Below are 16,982 nucleotides of genomic sequence, written 5' to 3'. Positions count from 1 at the left end.
GCATGAGGGGCGTCAGGTCAACTTGCGGTCGAGCCCATGAACCGTCTCTATCACGTCCCCCTGTCCCCCTTCTGCCGCAAGGTGCGTCTTGTGCTGGCGGAGAAGAAGATCGAGGTGGAACTGGTCGAGGAACGCTATTGGGAACGCGACGCGGATTTCATGCGGCGCAACCCGGCGGGCAAGGTTCCGGTGCTGCGCATGGACGGGCGCACGATGGCCGAAAGCCAGGCGATCTGCGAATATCTGGATGAGACCTGGCCCGAACCGAAGCTGTTACCCGGCAGCCCGGCCGAACGCTGCGAGATCCGCCGCCTGGTCTGCTGGTTCGACGACAAGTTCCACGCCGAGGTGACCTCGAAACTGCTGTATGAACGGGTCAACAAGAAGATGATGGGCCAGGGCTATCCCGACAGCCGCGCGGTCAAGGCGGGTGCCCAGGCGGTCAAGTTTCACCTCGACTACATGGGCTGGCTGCTGGACCAGCGGCGCTGGCTGGCGGGCGACGTGATGACGCTGGCCGATTTCGCGGGCGCCGCGCACCTGTCCAGCCTCGACTACATCTCGGATGTCGACTGGAACCGCAACGCGGCGGTCAAGGACTGGTACGCCAAGATCAAGTCGCGCCCGGCCTTCCGCAACATCCTGGCCGACCAGGTGCCGGGCTTTCCGCCGCCGCGCCACTACGCCAATCTCGACTTTTGAGCGCGGCGCTGAAAGACCGCCTGGCCGCGCGCGCCCGCGACGAAGGGTTCGCCGCGATGGGGGTCTGCCGGCCCGACGCGATCCCCGAGGCCGCGGGGCGGCTGGCCGAATTCGTGGCACTGGGCCGGCATGGCCAGATGGGCTGGATGGCCGAGCGGATGGACTGGCGCGGCAACCCCGCCGCACTCTGGCCCGCGGCGCGGTCGGTCATCATGCTGGCCGAACCCTATACCCAGGATCACGACCCGCTGGCGGTGCTGGCGCGGGGCGACCGGGGCGCGATCTCGGTCTACGCGCAGAACCGCGACTATCACGACGTTCTGAAGAAACGGCTGAAGCGTCTGGGCCGCTGGCTGCTGGAGCAGGCGCCGGGCGAGGCGATCAAGGTCTTCGTCGATACCGCGCCGGTGATGGAAAAGCCGCTTGCCCAGGCCGCGGGGCTGGGCTGGCAGGGCAAGCATACCAACCTGTTGGGGCAGGGACTGGGCAACTGGTTCTTCCTGGGGTCGATCTTCACCACGCTGGACCTGCCGCCCGATGCGCCGGCGGCCGAGCATTGCGGGTCGTGTACCGCCTGCCTCGACATCTGCCCGACACGCGCCTTTCCCGCGCCCTTCCGGCTGGATGCGCGGCGCTGCATTTCCTACCTGACGATCGAGCACAAGGGCCCGGTGAACGAGGCGCTGCGCCCGCTTCTCGGCAACCGCATCTATGGCTGCGACGACTGCCTCGCCGCCTGCCCCTGGAACAAGTTCGCGGTGGCGGCCAGCGAGACGAAATACGCTGCCCGCCCCGAACTGGTCGCGCCGCCGCTGGCCGACCTCGCCCGCCTCGACGACGCGGCCTTCCGTACACTGTTTGCGGGCTCGCCCATCAAGCGGATCGGCCGCGACCGCTTCGTGCGCAACGTCTGCTACGCGATCGGCAATTCCGGCGACCCGGCGCTGACCGGGGCAGCCCGGGGCCTGACCGACGACCCCGCCCCCACCGTCGCCGACGCGGCGCGCTGGGCCGTCGCCCGTCTGTCGCGCCCCTGATCCTTCTTCTTGGAAAAATACTCTGGGGGTCTGGGGGCAAAGCCCCCAGCGGATCGGTACGGCGCCAGCCGGGCCGAAACCCGGACAGGCCGCTTTCCACCCGGACTGGCCGGGCGTAATCAGGACTTGCAGCCGTCACGAGGCCCCCATGAACCCCGCCCGCGCCATCGCCCTGAAACTTGCCTCGGTCGCGCTCTTCGTCGCGATGTCGGCGCTTATCAAGGCGGCCGCCGACCATGTGCCGCCGGGCGAGGCGGTTTTCTTCCGCTCGTTCTTCGCGATTCCGGTCATCGTCGCCTGGCTGGCCTGGCAGGGCGCGCTGGCCCGCGGCCTGCGCACGAAAAACCCCCTGGGCCATCTCTGGCGCGGGCTGGTCGGCGGCACGGCGATGGGGCTGATGTTCGCGGGGCTGGGCCTGCTGCCGCTGCCCGAGGTGACCGCCATCGGCTATGCCGCGCCGCTGCTGGTGGTGATCTTCGCGGCGATGTTCCTCGGCGAAGAGGTGCGGATGTTCCGGCTGGCCGCCGTGGCGCTGGGGCTGGCGGGCGTGCTGATCGTGCTGTCGCCCCGGCTCACCGCCTTTGGCAGCGACGCGATGGAGGCGCGCGAGACGCTGGGCGCGGTGGTCACGCTGGCGGGGGCGGCCTGCGCGGCGCTGGCCCAGGTCTTCGTGCGCAAGCTGGTGCAGACCGAAAGCACCTCGTCGATCGTGTTCTGGTTCTCGGTCAATGCCTCGGTGCTGTCGCTGCTGACGATCCCGTTCGGCTGGGTCGTCCCCGGCCCGGCCGAGGCGGCAATGCTGGTCGGTGCGGGGCTTCTCGGCGGGCTGGCGCAGATCTGCATGACCTCCGCCTATCGCCATGCCGAGGCGGCGGTGGTGGCGCCGTTCGACTATGCCTCGATGCTGCTGGCGCTGGGCGTCGGTTATGTGGTGTTCGACGAGGTGCCGACGCCGGTGATGCTGTGGGGGGCGAGCCTGGTGATCCTGGCAGGCGTGCTGATCATCTGGCGCGAGCGGCAACTGGGGCTGGAACGCAGCCGCGCGCGCAAGGGCATGACTCCGCAGGGATAACCCCGCGGGCTTCCGACTTCTGGCTCGGTTGCCGTCGCGGGGTGCCGTGCTATGGTCAAGCTGCCCGTGGCATCGTGCCGCAGGCACAAGATCGGGAGAAACCCGAAGGGAGGAAATATGAAACGCGCAATGACGGGCGCGGCCGTTTGGGCCGTGCTGGCAAGTTCCGTTTGGGCGCAGGGCGCCGATGTGCCGGACAACCTGGAAAAGCTGGGGAATTTCCAGACCACCGGCACCACCGAATTCACCTTTGTCGAGCAGGGCGGTGCGTTCGCCGAGGGCATCAGGAAGACGCTGGAGCGGATCACCCTGCCCGATGGCTTCAAGATCGGGCTTTACGCCGTGGTCCCCGACGCGCGGCACATGGCGGTGGGGCCGCAGGGCATCGTGACCTTCGTGGGCACCCGCAAGGACAAGGTCTGGGCGGTTACCGACCGCAACAAGGACCGGGTGGCCGACGAGGTCAAGGATTTCGCCCCCTCGCTGAAATTCGCGATCCCGAACGGCCCCTGCTTCTCGAAGGACGGGTTCCTCTATATCGCGGAACAGAACCGGGTGCTGCTGTTCCCGGCAGCCGAGTTCTTCTACGAAAGCCCGGATGTCGCGGCCTTCAACCTGGTGGCCCAGGGCGAGTTGATCCCGCCGGAGGAGGAGAGCTACAACCACACCGCGCGGGTCTGCAAGATCGGGCCGGACAACAAGATCTACATCTCGCTCGGCCAGCCGTTCAACGTGGCGCCCGCCGAGAAGCTGGACCGTTACCGGGAATGGGGGATCGGCGGGATGATCCGCGTGAACCTGGATGGCACGGGCCGCGAGGTCTATACCTACGGCATCCGCAACTCGGTCGGGCATGACTTCCACCCCGAAACCGGCGAGCTTTGGTTCACCGACAACCAGGTGGACGGGATGGGCGACGACATCCCGCCGGGCGAGATCAACCGCCAGACCGCCATGGGTCAGCATTTCGGGCACCCGTGGTACGGCGGCGGCGACGTGCGCACCAACGAGTACAAGGACCAGGAGGTGCCGGTCGAGGTGGTGATGCCCGCGGTCGAGACCGTGGCCCATGCCGCCGATCTGGGCATGACCTTCTACACCGGCAGCATGTTCCCCGAGAAGTACCGGGGCGCGATCTTCTCGGCCCAGCACGGGTCGTGGAACCGCACGACGCCAGTGGGTGCGCGGGTCATGGTGACCTTCATCGATGACGAGGGCAACGCCACGACCGAGCCCTTTGCCGAGGGCTGGATCGACGAGAACGGCGAGTATCTGGGCCGTCCGGTGGACGTGGCGCAGTTGCGCGACGGGTCGATCCTGGTCTCGGACGACCTGGCAGGGGCGGTCTACCGCATCTGGTACGAGGGGACGGAATGAAAGGGCTGATCGCCCTGGCTCTCGGCGGGGTTTTCCTCGCCGGGGGCGCCTTCGCGCAGGACCTCGAGGCCGGCCGCAAGGTGGCCGGCCTCTGCCGGGTGTGCCACGGGCTTCAGGGCGTGGCGCAGGTGCCGATCGCCCCGCATATCTCGGGCGAGCCGGTCAGCTACATCACCCGGCAGCTGGAGGCGTTCCGCTCGGGCGCGCGCGAGCACGAGATGATGACGGTGGTGGCGCGCGGGCTGACGGACCAGCAGATCGCGGACGTGGCGGCGTGGTATTCGGCGCATGCCGCCTCGGCCAGCCTGCCCGCAGGGGCCGACCCGGATGCCGCGCCGTCGCTCTGCGTGAACTGTCACGGGGCGAACGGGATCGCGGTGGCCGAGGACGCGCCGAACCTGGCGAACGAGACGAATATCTATATCGCGACGCAGTTGAAGGCATTCCGCACCGGCCAGCGCACGCACGAGATCATGTCGGAGATCGCGGCCGACCTGACCGACGAGGAAATCCGCGCCTATGCCGACTGGTATGCCGCGGCCAGGCTGGAGGTTCAGGAGCCGGGATAGGCCCGCCCCCTGTGGAAATGCCGTTTCGGGCCGGAACAGGGTCGAAAACCGCAGGACCCCACCGCGGATCGGGGCAGGGCCGGCACCCGGCCCCGCGCGGTGCAATCCATCAGGTCCGCACCAGCCTTTCGTAGCTTTCCACCATGTCGCGGGCCAGGGCGCCGACCTCGAAAGAGTAGTCGCCGATCTGGCCCACCGGGGTCACCTCGGCCGCGGTGCCGGTCAGCCAGCATTGCTGGAAACCTTCGAGCTCCCCGGGCAGGATGTGGCGTTCGTGCACCTTGACCTGCTTGTCGTGCAGCATGCCGATCACGGTCTGCCGGGTGATGCCGTTCAGGAAGCAGTCGGGTTTCGGGGTATGCACCTCGCCATCCTTGACGAAGAAGATGTTGGCCCCCGTCGCCTCGGCCACGTAGCCGCGATAGTCGAACATCATCGCGTCCGAGCACCCCTTGGCCTCGGCCGCATGCTTGGACATGGTGCAGATCATGTAGAGACCGGCGGCCTTGGCTTGGCTGGGCGCGGTGGCCGGGTCGGGGCGGCGCCATTTCGCGATGTCGAGCTTCGCGCCCTTCATCTTGGCATCGCCGTAATAGGCGCCCCATTCCCAGACGGCGATCGCGGTGCGGACCGGGTTGCGGCGGGACGCCACCCCCATGTCCTCGCCCGCGCCACGCCAGGCCAGCGCGCGCACATAGGCGTCTTTCAGGCCGTTGGCCTGCATGACCTCGGCCTTGGCGGCCTCGATCTCGTCGACGGTATAGGGGATCTCGAAGTCGATCAGGTTGGCCGAGGTCTTGAGCCGCTGGGAATGTTCGCGCGACTTGAAAATGGTGCCGCCATAGGCGCGCTCGCCCTCGAATACCGACGAGGCATAGTGCAGCGCATGGGTCAGCAGATGCACGTTGGCGTCGCGCCAGGGCACCAGTTTGCCGTCCATCCAGATAAAGCCGTCGCGGTCGTCGTAGGCAGTCATCGCCTTTCCCTTCGCTTGCCCCTCGGGGCGTTGGATTTTCGAATGTTGCGCAATTTAGGTCCGCTTCGGACATAATCTTGCGTCAAATTCACGGATCGCTAACAGTTGAGTCTTGGAAAGTCAACAAGGCTGACATAAGATCGCCCAATGAATGGTCAGTGGTGAAACGGACGGGGTTTCGGCATGGCGCAGGGTGCATCCGCGGTCGCGCAGAAGAGCGGGGAGAACCTGCTGTTCCTGACCGACGACCAGATCAGGAAGGGGATCGAGGCGATGTTCTTCGCCTATCGCGGCTTTACCGCCGATCCCGACCGCATCCTCGAGGAACAGGGCTATGGCCGCGCCCATCACCGGGCGATCCATTTCATCCACCGCGCGCCGGGGACGACGGTGAACAACCTGCTGGCCATCCTGGGCGTCACCAAGCAGTCGCTGAACCGGGTGCTGCGCAGCCTGATCGAGGACGGGCTGGTGGAAAGCCGGGTGGGCAACCGCGACAAGCGCGAGCGGCACCTGTTCCTGACCGAGACGGGCGCCGCACTGGAACAGAAGCTGTCCGACGCCCAGCGCGAACGCATGCGCGCGGCCTATCGCGCGGCGGGGCCTGTGGCGGTGGCGGGCTTCCGGCAGGTGCTGGAGGCGATGATGGATCCCGAGATGCAGCGCCATTTCAACCGGCTGACGGACAGCGCCAGATGACAACTGAGGCCGGGATTCACCTGCTGATCGTCGATGACGACGCGCGGATCCGCGAGTTGCTGCGCCGGTTCCTGGTGCGGCAGGGGTTCTGGGTGACGGCCGCGCGCGACGCGGCGCATGCCCGCAAGCTGCTGGCCGGGCTGGAATTCGACCTGATCGTGCTGGATGTGATGATGCCCGGCGAGGACGGGATTTCCCTGACCCGCGCGCTGCGGGCCGGGATCACGACGCCGATCCTGCTGTTGACGGCGCGGGGCGAGACCTCGGACCGGATCGCGGGGCTGGAGGCGGGGGCGGATGATTACCTGCCCAAGCCGTTCGAGCCCAAGGAATTGCTGCTGCGGATCAATGCGATCCTGCGGCGGGTGCCGCAGGCGCGGACCAACCCCGAGTTGCCCAAGGTGCTGCACCTGGGCCCGGTACGCTATGACGTGGGCCGGGGCGAGCTGTGGTCGGGCGACGAGCGGGTGCGGCTGACGCAGACCGAGGCCCAGCTGATGCGCATCTTCTCGGCCTGTCCGGGCGAGCCGGTCAGCCGGGCGCGGCTGGTCGAGGAACTGGGCCGTGACGACGGGCAGGCGCAGGAACGCGCGGTCGATGTGCAGATCACGCGGCTGCGGCGCAAGATCGAGACCGATCCGCGCCAGCCACGCTATCTGCAAACGGTGCGCGGCGAAGGCTACCGGCTGGCGCCCGATTGAGACTTGCCGGGGGCGGCGGCGCCCCCTAGCGTCTGGCCCATGAGCACCGCGCTGATCACTCATCCCGACAGCCTGCGCCACGTAACGCCGCCGGGCCACCCCGAGAGCGTTGCACGGATCGAGGCGGTGAACGAGGCGCTGATCGCGCCGGAGTTCACGTTCCTGGTTCGTGAAAGCGCGCCGCTGGCCGACGAGGCGGCGGTGCTGCGCGGCCACGGCCACACCTATCTGGAGGCGCTGAAGGCGGCGGTTCCGGCCACGGGCTGGGCGCAGCTTGACCCCGATACATTTCTTTCGCCTGGCTCGATGGCCGCGGCGCTGCGGGCGCTGGGCGCGTGTATCAGGGCGGTCGACATGGTGCTGGGGGGCGAGGTCCGGAATGCCTTTGCCGCGGTGCGCCCGCCGGGCCACCATGCCGAAGCAGGCCGGTCGATGGGGTTCTGCCTGTTCTCGAACATCGCGATCGCGGCGAAACATGCGCTGGACCATCACGGGCTGGCGCGCGTCGCGGTGGTGGATTTCGACGTGCATCACGGCAACGGCACCCAGGACATCCTTTGGGACGAGGCGCGCGCACTGTTCGTGTCGACGCACCAGATGCCGCTCTGGCCATTCACCGGGGCACCCGAGGAACGCGGCGCACATGACAACGTGCTGAACGTACCGCTGCCGCCGCATGCGGACGGGACACGGTTCCGGGCCGAGATAGAGACGAAAGTGTTGCCCCGCCTGGACGCCTTCGCGCCCGAATTGCTGCTGGTGTCGGCCGGGTTCGATGCGCACCGGGCCGATCCGCTGGCGCAACTGGACCTCGGCGTCGAGGATTTCGCCTGGGTCACCCAGCGGCTGTGCGACATCGCCGACGCGCATTGCGGCGGGCGGGTGGTCTCGACACTGGAGGGCGGCTATGATCTGGATGCGCTGGCCGCGTCCGTCGCGGCCCATGTGAAGGTGCTGATGGAGCGGGGCGCATGACCGAAAAGCCGGTTTCCGAGATGAGTTTCGAAGAGGCGATGAAGGCGCTGGAAGCTGCCGTCACCGCGCTGGAACAGGGCGACGTGCCGCTGGAACAGGCGATCGAACTGTCGGAACAGGCCGCAGGGCTGAAACGCCATTGCGAGCAGAAGCTGAAGGAAGCCGAGGAAAAGGTCGCCCAGATCACGCTGGACGGCAACGGCAATCCCACCGGCACGACCCCCGCCGAGGGGTTGTAGGATGTTCCAGTCGCAGTTGAAGGACGCCGCCGCGCTGATCGAGGCGCGGCTGATGGAGGCGCTGGCGGGCGCGGCCGACCAGCCGGTGACCCATGCGATGCGCTATGCGGTGGCGGGCGGCAAGCGGCTGCGCGGGTTCCTGGTGATCGAGGGCGCGGCGCTTTACGGCGTGGCGGCGGATCGGGCGGTGCATGCGGCCGCCGCCATCGAGGCGATCCATGCCTATTCCCTGGTGCATGACGACATGCCCTGCATGGATGACGACGACCTGCGCCGGGGTCAGCCCACGGTGCATGTGAAATGGGACGAGGGCACCGCCCTGCTGGTGGGCGACGCGTTGCAGACGCTGGCCTTCGGTTTGCTGGCGGACCCGGCCTGCCACCCCGACCCTGCCGTGCGGATCGACCTTGTGGGGTCGCTGGCGCGGGCCTCGGGGATCGACGGCATGGTTCTGGGTCAGGCGCAGGATATCGCGGCGGAAACCGCAGGCCGGGCGCTGAACCTGGCCGAGATCACCGAATTGCAGGCCAACAAGACCGGCGCGCTGATCCGCTGGTCGGCCGAGGCCGGGGCGCGGCTGGGCGGGGCCGACATCGCGCCCTTGTCATCCTACGCGACCGCGCTGGGGCTGGCCTTCCAGATCGCCGACGACATCCTCGATGTCGAGGGCGACGTGGAAAAGACCGGCAAGCGCGTGCAAAAGGATGCGGATGCGGGCAAGGCGACCTTCGTCTCGCTGCTGGGGCTGGAGGGCGCCAAGGCGCGGGCCCGCGATCTGGTGGACGAGGCCTGCGCCGCGCTCGCCCCATTTGGCGCAAGGGCCGATGCCTTGCGGGACACCGCCCGCTTCGTTATTGCCCGGGAAACCTGAAACGCGCACCGTCCCGAAAGGGGGTACCGCCTTGACCAATCGCCCGAACACGCCGCTGCTTGACCGCGTCAGCAGCCCCGCCGACCTCAAGGGCCTGTCGGATGCCGAGCTGCACGACCTGGCCGGCGAACTGCGGGCCGAAACGGTTTCCGCCGTGTCCGAAACCGGCGGGCATCTGGGCGCCGGGCTGGGCGTGGTGGAACTGACCGTGGCGCTGCATGCGGTGTTCGACACGCCGCGCGACCGGCTGATCTGGGACGTGAGCCACCAGTGCTATCCGCACAAGATCCTGACCGGGCGGCGCGACCGCATCCGCACCCTGCGTCAGCAGGACGGGCTGTCGGGCTTCTGCAAGATGAGGGAAAGCGAATACGACGCCTTCGGCGCGGGCCATTCGTCCACCTCGATCTCGGCGGCGCTGGGCTATGCGGTGTCGCGCGACCTGGGCAGCGCGCCCGAGGCGGGCGTCGGCGACGCAATCGCAGTGATCGGCGACGGGGCGTTGTCGGCAGGGATGGCCTATGAGGCGCTGAACCATGCCGGGCATCTGAAGACTCGCCTGTTCGTGATCCTGAACGACAACGAGATGTCGATCGCGCCCCCCGTGGGCGCGATGTCGAGCTATCTCAACCGGCTTTATGCGGGCGCGCCGTTCCAGGAGTTCAAGTCGCTGGCCAAGGGGGCGGTCGGCTTCCTGCCCGCGCCGTTCCAGGAAGGTGCGAAGCGGGCCAAGGACCTGATCAAGCATGTCACCGTCGGCGGCACCCTGTTCGAGGAACTGGGATTTTCCTATGTCGGGCCGGTGGACGGGCACGATCTGGACCAGCTCTTGCCGATCCTGCGCACGGTCAAGGCGCGCGCCACCGGGCCGATGCTGATCCATGTCATCACGAAAAAGGGCAAGGGCTATGCCCCCGCCGAGAATGCGCCCGATTGCGGGCATGGCGTGTCGAAATTCGACGTGGCAACCGGCGAACAGGTCAAGACACCGGCGAACGCGCCCAGCTATACCAAGGTCTTCGCCAACGCGCTGATCGCCGAGGCGCGGGCCGATCGCAAGGTGGTCGCCGTGACCGCCGCCATGCCCGACGGCACCGGGCTGAACCTGTTCGCCGAACGGTTCCCCGAACGCACCTTCGACGTGGGCATCGCCGAACAGCACGCGGTGACGTTTTCCGCGGGGCTGGCGGCGGGCGGGCAGAAACCGTTCTGTGCGATCTACTCGACCTTTTTGCAGCGCGGGTATGACCAGATCGTGCATGACGTCGCGATCCAGCGGCTGCCGGTGCGGTTCGCCATCGACCGGGCGGGGCTGGTGGGGGCCGACGGGCCGACGCACGCGGGCGCCTATGACACCGCGTTCCTGGCCAACCTGCCCGGCTTTGTCGTGATGGCGGCGGCCGACGAAGCCGAACTGGTGCACATGGTCGCGACGGCGGTGGCCCATGACGAGGGGCCGATCTCGTTCCGCTTTCCGCGCGGCGAAGGCGTGGGGGTCGAACTGCCCGAAAAGGGCACCCCGCTGGAGATCGGCAAGGGCCGCATCATCGCCGAGGGCGAGCGCGTGGCGCTGCTGAATTTCGGCACAAGGCTGAAGGAAGTGCGCGAGGCGGCGCAGGCACTGGCCGCCCACGGCATCCGCCCCACCATCGCGGACGCCCGCTTTGCCAAGCCGCTGGACGAGGACATGATCCTGCGCCTCGCGCGCGGGCACGAGGCGCTGATCACCGTCGAAGAAGGCACGGTTGGCGGCTTTGGCAGCCATGTCGCGCATCTGCTGGCCGAGAAGGGCGTGTTCGACACGGGCCTGAAATTCCGCTCGATGGTGCTGCCGGACATCTTCATCGACCAGGCCAGCCCGGCCGACATGTATGCGGTGGCCAGGCTGAACGCCCCCGATATCGAGACCCGGGTCCTGGAGGTGCTGGGCGCCGCCCGGGTGGCCGCGCGCCGCGCCTGAGGGCGGCCCCGCCGCGGCTCAGACCTCGATCGGCACCAGCACCTCGGGCTCGATCACCCGGGTCTCGGGCAGTTCCTGCTTCAACACCGCGGCGGATTGTTCCAGCAGCGGGAAGGTGCGGTAATGGCAGGGGATCACCATCTTGAAGTCGAAGAAGGTGCGCGCCGCATAGGCCGCCCGCTTCATGTCCATGGTAAAATGCCCGCCCGCGCACAGGATCCCGATATCGGGCCCGTGCAGGTCGTTGAAGATCTCCATGTCGGCCATCACATCGGTATCGCCGCTGACATAGATCGTGTGGCCCTCGCCCGCGATCATGTAGCCCGCCTCGGCGCCGGTATAGACCGGCCCGTTCGGCCCCGGGATCGACGAGGAATGGGCCGCGTTGACCATCGTCACCGCCACCTCTCCCAGATGCACCGTGCCCCCCTTGTTGAAGCCCGTGACCTCGATCTGCTCGGTCTGGTGCCACCATGTCATCAGGTCGTAGATGCCAAGCACGGGGATCGACAGCTCGCGCGAGATCGCCACCGCGTCAGGGGAATGATCGCCATGCCCGTGGGTCACCAGAACATGGGTCGCCCCCGTGATCGCCTCGGCCCGGCGCGACTCGGGGAACATCGGGTTGCCGTGCAGCCAGGGGTCGACCAGCAGGACCTTGTCCGCGATCTCGATGCGGAAACCGGAATGGCCGAGCCAGATGATTTTCATGGATGCCTCCCTGTGCGGTTGCGGCCCGTGGGGCTAGGTTTTCCCTCAGCCTAGCAGAGCGGGAGGCGATTTCCATGGACTGGATGACCCAGGTCGATGCCTATTGCGAACGGACCGACCTTTCCTACTGGTCCGAACCCGTGAACGCGGTGACGAACGCCGCCTTCGTGATCGCGGCGGCAGTGATGTGGCGGCGGACGGCCGGGCTGCCGCTGGGCCGCGCGCTCTGCGCGGTGCTGGCGGCGATCGGGCTGGGAAGCTACCTGTTCCACACCCATGCCACGGCCTGGGCCTCGGTGGCGGATGTGGCGCCGATCCTGGGGTTCATCCTGCTCTATCTCTACGCGGCGAACCGGACCTTTTGGGGTCTGGGGCGCCGGGCCGCGCTGGCGGGCGTGGCGCTGTTTTTCCCCTATGCGGCGGCCACCGGCTGGCTGTTCGGGCAATTGCCCTGGCTCGGCGCGTCGGCGGGCTATGCGCCGGTGGCGCTGCTGATCCTCGTCCATGCGGGTCTTCTGGCCCGAAGGGCGCCCGCGACGGCGCGCGGGCTGGCTCTTGGGGGCGGGCTGCTGGTGCTCTCGCTGGGCTTCAGGACGCTGGACGGGCCGCTTTGCGGGGTGCTGCCGCTGGGCACGCATTTCCTGTGGCATCTGCTGAACGCCACGATGCTGGGCTGGATGATCGAGGTCTACCGCCGGGACATGGCCGCCCGCGTCGGGCAAACACCCCACCCGGCCGGGGGATAGGCGCCGCACCGGTCTTCTTCTTGGCCAAAATACTCCCGCCGGAGGCGCCGCGCGCGTCAGCGCGCGGCCCGGCCCAACGCCGGACAAGCGGGGCGCCCGCCCCGCGCGGGCCGGGGGCGGGAGCGCCCCCTAACCGGGCATGAACACCACCGTCTTGTGCCCGTTCGCCAGCACCCGGCGTTGCAGGTGCAGCCGCACCGCGCGGGCCAGCACCCGGCTCTCGATGTCGCGGCCCACGGCGACGTAATCCTCGGCGGACAGGGCGTGGTTCACCCGCTCGGTCTCCTGCTCGATGATCGGGCCCTCGTCGAGGTCGGCGGTGACGTAATGCGCCGTCGCGCCGATCAGTTTCACCCCCCGCTCATGCGCCTGGTGATAGGGTTTCGCGCCCTTGAAGGACGGCAGGAAGGAATGGTGGATGTTGATGACCCGCCCCGCCAGCGCGCGGGACAGGTCGTCCGACAGCACCTGCATGTAGCGCGCCAGCACCACCAGTTCGGCGCCGGTTTCCTCGACCAGGGCCAGAACGCGGGCCTCCTGCTCGGCCTTATTGGCCTTGCCGACCGGCCAGCAGTGATAGGGGATGGCGTGCGCCTCGGCGGTCGGGCGGCTGTCCTCGTGGTTCGACACGATCGCCACAACCTCGGCCTCCATCCAGCCTACGCGGATCTGGTAGAGCAGGTGCAAAAGCGCGTGGTCGAATTTCGAGACCATCAGGATGATCTTCGGCCGCCGCGTCGCGTCCACCACCTCGGCGGCCATGCCATAACCGGCAAACACGGGCGCAAGCCGGGTGCGGATCGCGTCCGCGTCGGTCGGGGTCTCGGTCTCGAAGGCAATGCGCAGGAAGAAGCGGTTGCTTTCGGGGTCGCGGAACTGGTCGCTGTCCTGGATGTTGCCGCCAAGCGCGGTCAGCGCGTTGGCGACGGCGGCGACGATACCGCGCTGGTCGTCGCAGGTGAGCGTCAGGATGAACCGGGTGGAGGGCATCGCGGGCCTTTTCGTTGTGTTCGGGAAGGACATGCCCGGGACCGGGCGCGGCCGGTCTGGGCCAGGCAGCGGCCAAGTGCAAGCGTCCTCGCCGTCGCGCCGCCCTTGCGGCGGGCGCGGCGCGGGGCTAAACGCGGGGGCGGATTTCCAGGAACGAAAGGCGGCCCCATGTCCATCGACATCGACACCGCGCGGCGCGTGGCGCATCTGGCCCGGATCGCCGTGGCCGAGGACGACCTGCCCGCGCTGGCCCAGCAATTGTCGGGCATCCTGACCTTCATGGAGCAGTTGAACGAGGTCGATGTTTCAGGCGTCGAGCCGATGACATCGGTCACGCCGATGCGGCTGAAGCGGCGGGCGGACGTGGTGACCGATGGCGGCTATCCCGACAGGATCCTGTCGAACGCGCCCGACGCGCGCGAGGGCTTCTTTGCGGTTCCCAAGGTGGTGGAGTGACGCGCATGGGCGAGTTGAGCAAACTGACGCTGGCCGGGGCGCGGGACTCGCTGCGCAAGGGTGAAACCAGTGCGGTCGCGCTGACCGAGGCGTGCCTGGCCGAGATCGAGGCAGCGGGCCGGCTGAACGCCTTTGTCCACAGGACGCCCGAGATCGCGCTGGACCAGGCCCGTGCCGCCGATGCGCGCATCGCCAGGGGCGATGCGCCCGCGATGTGCGGGCTGCCGCTGGGGATCAAGGACCTGTTCTGCACCCGGGGCGTGGCCAGCCAGGCGGCATCGCATATCCTGAACGGGTTCCGTCCCGAATATGAATCGACCGTCACCCAGAACCTGTGGGACGCGGGCGCGGTGATGCTGGGCAAGCTGAACATGGACGAGTTCGCCATGGGCAGTTCGAACGAGACCAGCACCTATGGCAACGTGGTCAACCCGTGGAAAGTCGATGACCGCGACCTGACACCGGGGGGATCGTCGGGCGGGTCTGCCGCCGCCGTGGCAGCCGACCTGTGCCTTGCCGCGACGGGGACCGATACCGGCGGCTCGATCCGCCAGCCCGCAGCCTTTACCGGCATCGTGGGGATCAAGCCGACCTACGGGCGCTGTTCGCGCTGGGGGATCGTGGCCTTCGCCTCGTCGCTCGACCAGGCCGGACCGATGACCAAGACGGTGCAGGACGCCGCGATCATGCTGGCGGCGATGGCCGGGCACGACCCGAAGGATTCGACCAGCGCCGACATCCCCGTGCCGGATTTCGAGGCGATGCTGACCGGCGACATCCGCGGCAAGACCATCGGGATTCCGCGCGAATACCGCATGGACGGCATGCCCGCCGAGATCGAGGCGCTGTGGACCCGCGGCGCCGAGATGCTGAAGGACGCGGGTGCGAAGATCGTCGACATCAGCCTGCCGCACACGAAATACGCCCTGCCCGCCTATTACGTGATCGCCCCGGCCGAGGCGTCCTCGAACCTCGCGCGCTATGACGGGGTGCGCTATGGCCACCGGGCGAAACTGGCGCAGGGCGACGGCATCGTGCAGATGTACGAAAAGACCCGCGCCGAGGGCTTCGGCAAGGAAGTGCAGCGCCGGGTGATGATCGGCACCTACGTGCTGTCGGCGGGCTTCTACGACGCCTATTACAACCGCGCGCGAAAGGTCCGCGCGCTGATCAAGCGCGACTTCGAGACGGTGTTCGCCGAGGGTGTCGATGCGATCCTGACGCCCGCGACGCCCTCGGCCGCGTTCGGGCTGGGCGAGATGCAGGATGCCGACCCGGTAGAGATGTATCTCAACGACGTGTTCACGGTCACGGTGAACCTGGCGGGACTACCGGGGATCTCGGTGCCCGCGGGGCTCGACAGCCGGGGCCTGCCGCTGGGGCTGCAACTGATCGGGCGGCCCTGGGAAGAGGGCGACCTGCTGAACACCGCACAAGTGCTTGAACGCGCCGCGGGCTTTGTTTCCAAGCCCGCGAAATGGTGGTAAGAGCCGCGGCTTGACATCGTCACGAGCAGGATGATCCCGATGCGTAGTGCTTTCCCGGTCCTTGCGGTTCTGGCGCTGGCCGCCTGCGAGCCCGAGATTCCCGATTCCGCGGCCGGGGTCGGTTTCGGCACCTACGAGGAGTACAGCGCGTCGCGGGCGCGCGCGCTGCGTGACGAGGGGGCCGTTCAGCCGCCGGTCACGGCGCAGGGCGAAGGCGCCGCGATCGCCGCCGAGACGCTGGCAACGCTGAACCCCGGCACGCAGGCCGCCGACGCGCAAGCCGCGCCGCGGGTGGTCATCGACACCGACAATCCGGGCATTTCGGACGAGCAGAACTTTGCCGCCGTCGCCGCGCGCGAGACGATCCAGAGCGACCGCGAGCGGCTGCAGGCCCAGCGCCAGCAATACACCGTGATCGCGCCCGAACCGCTGCCGCCGCGCACCGGCGCGACGGGGCCGAACATCGTGGAATACGCACTGGGCGCACCGAACCGGGTGGGCGAATCGCGCTATCGCCGGTCGGGCCTGACGCGCGAGGCGGCATATCTGCGCAACTGCGCGCAATACGGCTCGCCCGACCTCGCGCAAGAGGCGTTCCTCAAGGCCGGCGGGCCCGAGCGTGACCGGCTGGGGCTGGATCCGGACGGCGACGGCTTCGCCTGCTACTGGGATCCGACGCCGTTCCGCGCCGCGATGCGCTAGGTCGATGGGGCCGGTCTGGCGGCCCTCGCCCAATTTCGGGCCGCGCCGGGGCGGCGCCCGGCCCGACCTGATCGTGCTGCACTATACCGCGATGCCACTGAACGCGGCGCTGGACCGGCTGTGCGATCCCGCGGCCGAGGTGTCGGCGCATTACCTGATCACGCGGGAGGGCGGGCTGTTCCAGCTGGTGGACGAAGGGTTGCGGGCCTGGCATGCCGGGGCGGGGTCGTGGGGCGATGTCACCGACGTCAATTCCCGCTCGATCGGGATCGAACTGGACAATTCCGGGGCCGAGCCGTTCCCGGCGCCGCTGATGGCCACGCTGGAGCGGCTGCTGGCCGGGCTGATGGTCCGCTGGGCGGTGCCGCCCGAACGGGTGATCGCCCATTCCGACATGGCGCCGGGGCGCAAGTGCGATCCGGGTCGGCGGTTCGACTGGCAGAGGCTGGCCCGGGCGGGGCTTTCGGTCTGGCCAGAGGCGGGGCCTGGGGCGGGCGGCGGGGCTGCGCCCGACGAGGCGGCGTTCCGCGCGGCGCTGGTGCGGGTGGGCTATGGGCCGAACCGGCCGACGGGCGATCTGCTGGAAGCCTTTCGCCTGCGCTTCCGACCCTGGGCCGCGGGGCCGCTTTGCCCCGCCGACATGGCCGCGGCGCTGGACCTTGCGCGGCGCTTCCCCGTTGACCGGCGGGATGCAAGCGCCTAGATCGGGCGG

General features: G+C 68.4%; 19 protein-coding genes. 16 read left to right on the top strand and 3 right to left on the bottom strand.

Going from position 1 to position 16,982, the window contains the following annotated elements; genetic code table 11:
- Nucleotides 1-36: 36 nt before the first annotated feature.
- From fzlA to EV655_RS14135, 5 genes are all read left to right on the top strand, one after another.
- The gene (gene fzlA, locus EV655_RS14155) at nucleotides 37-702 is read left to right on the top strand and encodes an FtsZ-binding protein FzlA (RefSeq protein WP_132545959.1); all 666 of its coding nucleotides are present in this window, start codon (nucleotides 37-39) and stop codon (nucleotides 700-702) included.
- Nucleotides 699-1,739 (top strand): tRNA epoxyqueuosine(34) reductase QueG, encoded by a 1,041-nt coding sequence (gene queG, locus EV655_RS14150; protein WP_424511317.1) that lies wholly within the window; start codon nucleotides 699-701, stop codon nucleotides 1,737-1,739. Before fzlA ends, queG begins: the two co-directional genes overlap by 4 nt.
- Nucleotides 1,740-1,887: 148 nt before the next feature.
- On the top strand, nucleotides 1,888-2,811 hold the full coding sequence (locus tag EV655_RS14145) for a DMT family transporter (RefSeq protein ID WP_132545957.1): 924 nt from the start codon (nucleotides 1,888-1,890) through the stop codon (nucleotides 2,809-2,811).
- A 117-nt stretch (nucleotides 2,812-2,928) separates the two neighbouring features.
- The gene (locus EV655_RS14140; protein ID WP_132545955.1) at nucleotides 2,929-4,188 is read left to right on the top strand and encodes a PQQ-dependent sugar dehydrogenase; all 1,260 of its coding nucleotides are present in this window, start codon (nucleotides 2,929-2,931) and stop codon (nucleotides 4,186-4,188) included.
- Nucleotides 4,185-4,757 (top strand): c-type cytochrome, encoded by a 573-nt coding sequence (locus tag EV655_RS14135; protein WP_132545953.1) that lies wholly within the window; start codon nucleotides 4,185-4,187, stop codon nucleotides 4,755-4,757. The genes EV655_RS14140 and EV655_RS14135 overlap by 4 nt, the downstream gene beginning before the upstream one ends.
- A 109-nt stretch (nucleotides 4,758-4,866) precedes the next feature.
- On the opposite strand, the gene EV655_RS14130 is transcribed toward EV655_RS14135, so the two are convergent.
- A complete protein-coding gene (locus EV655_RS14130) occupies nucleotides 4,867-5,733 on the bottom strand; it encodes a branched-chain amino acid aminotransferase (RefSeq protein ID WP_132545951.1) in 867 nt (288 codons plus the stop codon).
- Nucleotides 5,734-5,916: 183 nt separating this feature from the next.
- On the opposite strand from EV655_RS14130, the gene EV655_RS14125 reads away from it, so the two are divergent.
- The 6 genes from EV655_RS14125 to dxs are packed head-to-tail and all read left to right on the top strand — an operon-like array spanning nucleotide 5,917 to nucleotide 11,178.
- Nucleotides 5,917-6,432 (top strand): MarR family winged helix-turn-helix transcriptional regulator, encoded by a 516-nt coding sequence (locus tag EV655_RS14125; RefSeq protein WP_132545949.1) that lies wholly within the window; start codon nucleotides 5,917-5,919, stop codon nucleotides 6,430-6,432.
- Nucleotides 6,429-7,133 (top strand): response regulator, encoded by a 705-nt coding sequence (locus tag EV655_RS14120; protein WP_132545947.1) that lies wholly within the window; start codon nucleotides 6,429-6,431, stop codon nucleotides 7,131-7,133. Before EV655_RS14125 ends, EV655_RS14120 begins: the two co-directional genes overlap by 4 nt.
- A gap of 39 nt (nucleotides 7,134-7,172) precedes the next feature.
- A complete protein-coding gene (locus EV655_RS14115) occupies nucleotides 7,173-8,108 on the top strand; it encodes a histone deacetylase family protein (RefSeq protein WP_132545945.1) in 936 nt (311 codons plus the stop codon).
- Entirely contained in the window at nucleotides 8,105-8,347 is a 243-nt protein-coding gene (locus EV655_RS14110; protein WP_132545943.1) for an exodeoxyribonuclease VII small subunit, read from the top strand. Before EV655_RS14115 ends, EV655_RS14110 begins: the two co-directional genes overlap by 4 nt.
- A 1-nt stretch (nucleotide 8,348) precedes the next feature.
- Nucleotides 8,349-9,218 carry a polyprenyl synthetase family protein gene (locus EV655_RS14105; RefSeq protein ID WP_132545941.1) on the top strand — a complete coding sequence of 290 codons (870 nt, stop codon included), beginning with the start codon at nucleotides 8,349-8,351 and terminating at the stop codon, nucleotides 9,216-9,218.
- Between the two features lie 31 nt (nucleotides 9,219-9,249).
- Nucleotides 9,250-11,178, top strand: a complete 1,929-nt coding sequence (gene dxs / locus EV655_RS14100) for a 1-deoxy-D-xylulose-5-phosphate synthase (RefSeq protein WP_132545939.1) — start codon at nucleotides 9,250-9,252, stop codon at nucleotides 11,176-11,178.
- Nucleotides 11,179-11,196: 18 nt separating this feature from the next.
- Here dxs and EV655_RS14095 read toward each other — a convergent pair whose 3' ends face one another.
- Nucleotides 11,197-11,889 carry a metal-dependent hydrolase gene (locus tag EV655_RS14095; RefSeq protein ID WP_132545937.1) on the bottom strand — a complete coding sequence of 231 codons (693 nt, stop codon included), beginning with the start codon at nucleotides 11,887-11,889 and terminating at the stop codon, nucleotides 11,197-11,199.
- A gap of 74 nt (nucleotides 11,890-11,963) precedes the next feature.
- Here EV655_RS14095 and EV655_RS14090 point away from each other — a divergent pair, with 74 nt between their 5' ends.
- On the top strand, nucleotides 11,964-12,635 hold the full coding sequence (locus tag EV655_RS14090) for a ceramidase domain-containing protein (protein ID WP_132545935.1): 672 nt from the start codon (nucleotides 11,964-11,966) through the stop codon (nucleotides 12,633-12,635).
- A gap of 129 nt (nucleotides 12,636-12,764) precedes the next feature.
- Here EV655_RS14090 and purU read toward each other — a convergent pair whose 3' ends face one another.
- On the bottom strand, nucleotides 12,765-13,625 hold the full coding sequence (gene purU, locus EV655_RS14085) for a formyltetrahydrofolate deformylase (RefSeq protein ID WP_207901984.1): 861 nt from the start codon (nucleotides 13,623-13,625) through the stop codon (nucleotides 12,765-12,767).
- 168 nt (nucleotides 13,626-13,793) lie between these two features.
- Here purU and gatC point away from each other — a divergent pair, with 168 nt between their 5' ends.
- Genes gatC through EV655_RS14065 form a run of 4 tightly spaced genes read left to right on the top strand, consistent with a single transcriptional unit; the run spans nucleotide 13,794 to nucleotide 16,973 of the window.
- Nucleotides 13,794-14,081, top strand: a complete 288-nt coding sequence (gene gatC / locus EV655_RS14080; RefSeq protein ID WP_132545931.1) for an Asp-tRNA(Asn)/Glu-tRNA(Gln) amidotransferase subunit GatC — start codon at nucleotides 13,794-13,796, stop codon at nucleotides 14,079-14,081.
- A 5-nt stretch (nucleotides 14,082-14,086) separates the two neighbouring features.
- Nucleotides 14,087-15,568 carry an Asp-tRNA(Asn)/Glu-tRNA(Gln) amidotransferase subunit GatA gene (gatA, locus tag EV655_RS14075; RefSeq protein WP_132545929.1) on the top strand — a complete coding sequence of 494 codons (1,482 nt, stop codon included), beginning with the start codon at nucleotides 14,087-14,089 and terminating at the stop codon, nucleotides 15,566-15,568.
- A gap of 39 nt (nucleotides 15,569-15,607) precedes the next feature.
- A complete protein-coding gene (locus EV655_RS14070) occupies nucleotides 15,608-16,270 on the top strand; it encodes a hypothetical protein (RefSeq protein ID WP_132545927.1) in 663 nt (220 codons plus the stop codon).
- A gap of 4 nt (nucleotides 16,271-16,274) precedes the next feature.
- Nucleotides 16,275-16,973 (top strand): N-acetylmuramoyl-L-alanine amidase, encoded by a 699-nt coding sequence (locus EV655_RS14065; protein WP_132545925.1) that lies wholly within the window; start codon nucleotides 16,275-16,277, stop codon nucleotides 16,971-16,973.
- The last annotated feature ends 9 nt before the right edge of the window (nucleotides 16,974-16,982 follow it).

It is taken from the genome of Rhodovulum euryhalinum (assembly GCF_004342445.1).
GTDB classification, from domain to species: domain Bacteria; phylum Pseudomonadota; class Alphaproteobacteria; order Rhodobacterales; family Rhodobacteraceae; genus Rhodovulum; species Rhodovulum euryhalinum.
This window is presented reverse-complemented; position numbering and strand designations above follow the sequence as displayed.

Coding starts and splice junctions, on each gene's coding strand:
- fzlA (WP_132545959.1), top strand. CDS start 37: ATGAACCGTCTCTATCACGTCCCCCTGTCCCCCTTCTGCCGCAAGGTG.
- EV655_RS14145 (WP_132545957.1), top strand. CDS start 1,888: ATGAACCCCGCCCGCGCCATCGCCCTGAAACTTGCCTCGGTCGCGCTC.
- EV655_RS14140 (WP_132545955.1), top strand. CDS start 2,929: ATGAAACGCGCAATGACGGGCGCGGCCGTTTGGGCCGTGCTGGCAAGT.
- EV655_RS14135 (WP_132545953.1), top strand. CDS start 4,185: ATGAAAGGGCTGATCGCCCTGGCTCTCGGCGGGGTTTTCCTCGCCGGG.
- EV655_RS14130 (WP_132545951.1), bottom strand. CDS start 5,733: ATGACTGCCTACGACGACCGCGACGGCTTTATCTGGATGGACGGCAAA.
- EV655_RS14125 (WP_132545949.1), top strand. CDS start 5,917: ATGGCGCAGGGTGCATCCGCGGTCGCGCAGAAGAGCGGGGAGAACCTG.
- EV655_RS14120 (WP_132545947.1), top strand. CDS start 6,429: ATGACAACTGAGGCCGGGATTCACCTGCTGATCGTCGATGACGACGCG.
- EV655_RS14115 (WP_132545945.1), top strand. CDS start 7,173: ATGAGCACCGCGCTGATCACTCATCCCGACAGCCTGCGCCACGTAACG.
- EV655_RS14110 (WP_132545943.1), top strand. CDS start 8,105: ATGACCGAAAAGCCGGTTTCCGAGATGAGTTTCGAAGAGGCGATGAAG.
- EV655_RS14105 (WP_132545941.1), top strand. CDS start 8,349: ATGTTCCAGTCGCAGTTGAAGGACGCCGCCGCGCTGATCGAGGCGCGG.
- EV655_RS14095 (WP_132545937.1), bottom strand. CDS start 11,889: ATGAAAATCATCTGGCTCGGCCATTCCGGTTTCCGCATCGAGATCGCG.
- EV655_RS14090 (WP_132545935.1), top strand. CDS start 11,964: ATGGACTGGATGACCCAGGTCGATGCCTATTGCGAACGGACCGACCTT.
- purU (WP_207901984.1), bottom strand. CDS start 13,625: ATGCCCTCCACCCGGTTCATCCTGACGCTCACCTGCGACGACCAGCGC.
- gatC (WP_132545931.1), top strand. CDS start 13,794: ATGTCCATCGACATCGACACCGCGCGGCGCGTGGCGCATCTGGCCCGG.
- gatA (WP_132545929.1), top strand. CDS start 14,087: ATGGGCGAGTTGAGCAAACTGACGCTGGCCGGGGCGCGGGACTCGCTG.
- EV655_RS14070 (WP_132545927.1), top strand. CDS start 15,608: ATGCGTAGTGCTTTCCCGGTCCTTGCGGTTCTGGCGCTGGCCGCCTGC.
- EV655_RS14065 (WP_132545925.1), top strand. CDS start 16,275: ATGGGGCCGGTCTGGCGGCCCTCGCCCAATTTCGGGCCGCGCCGGGGC.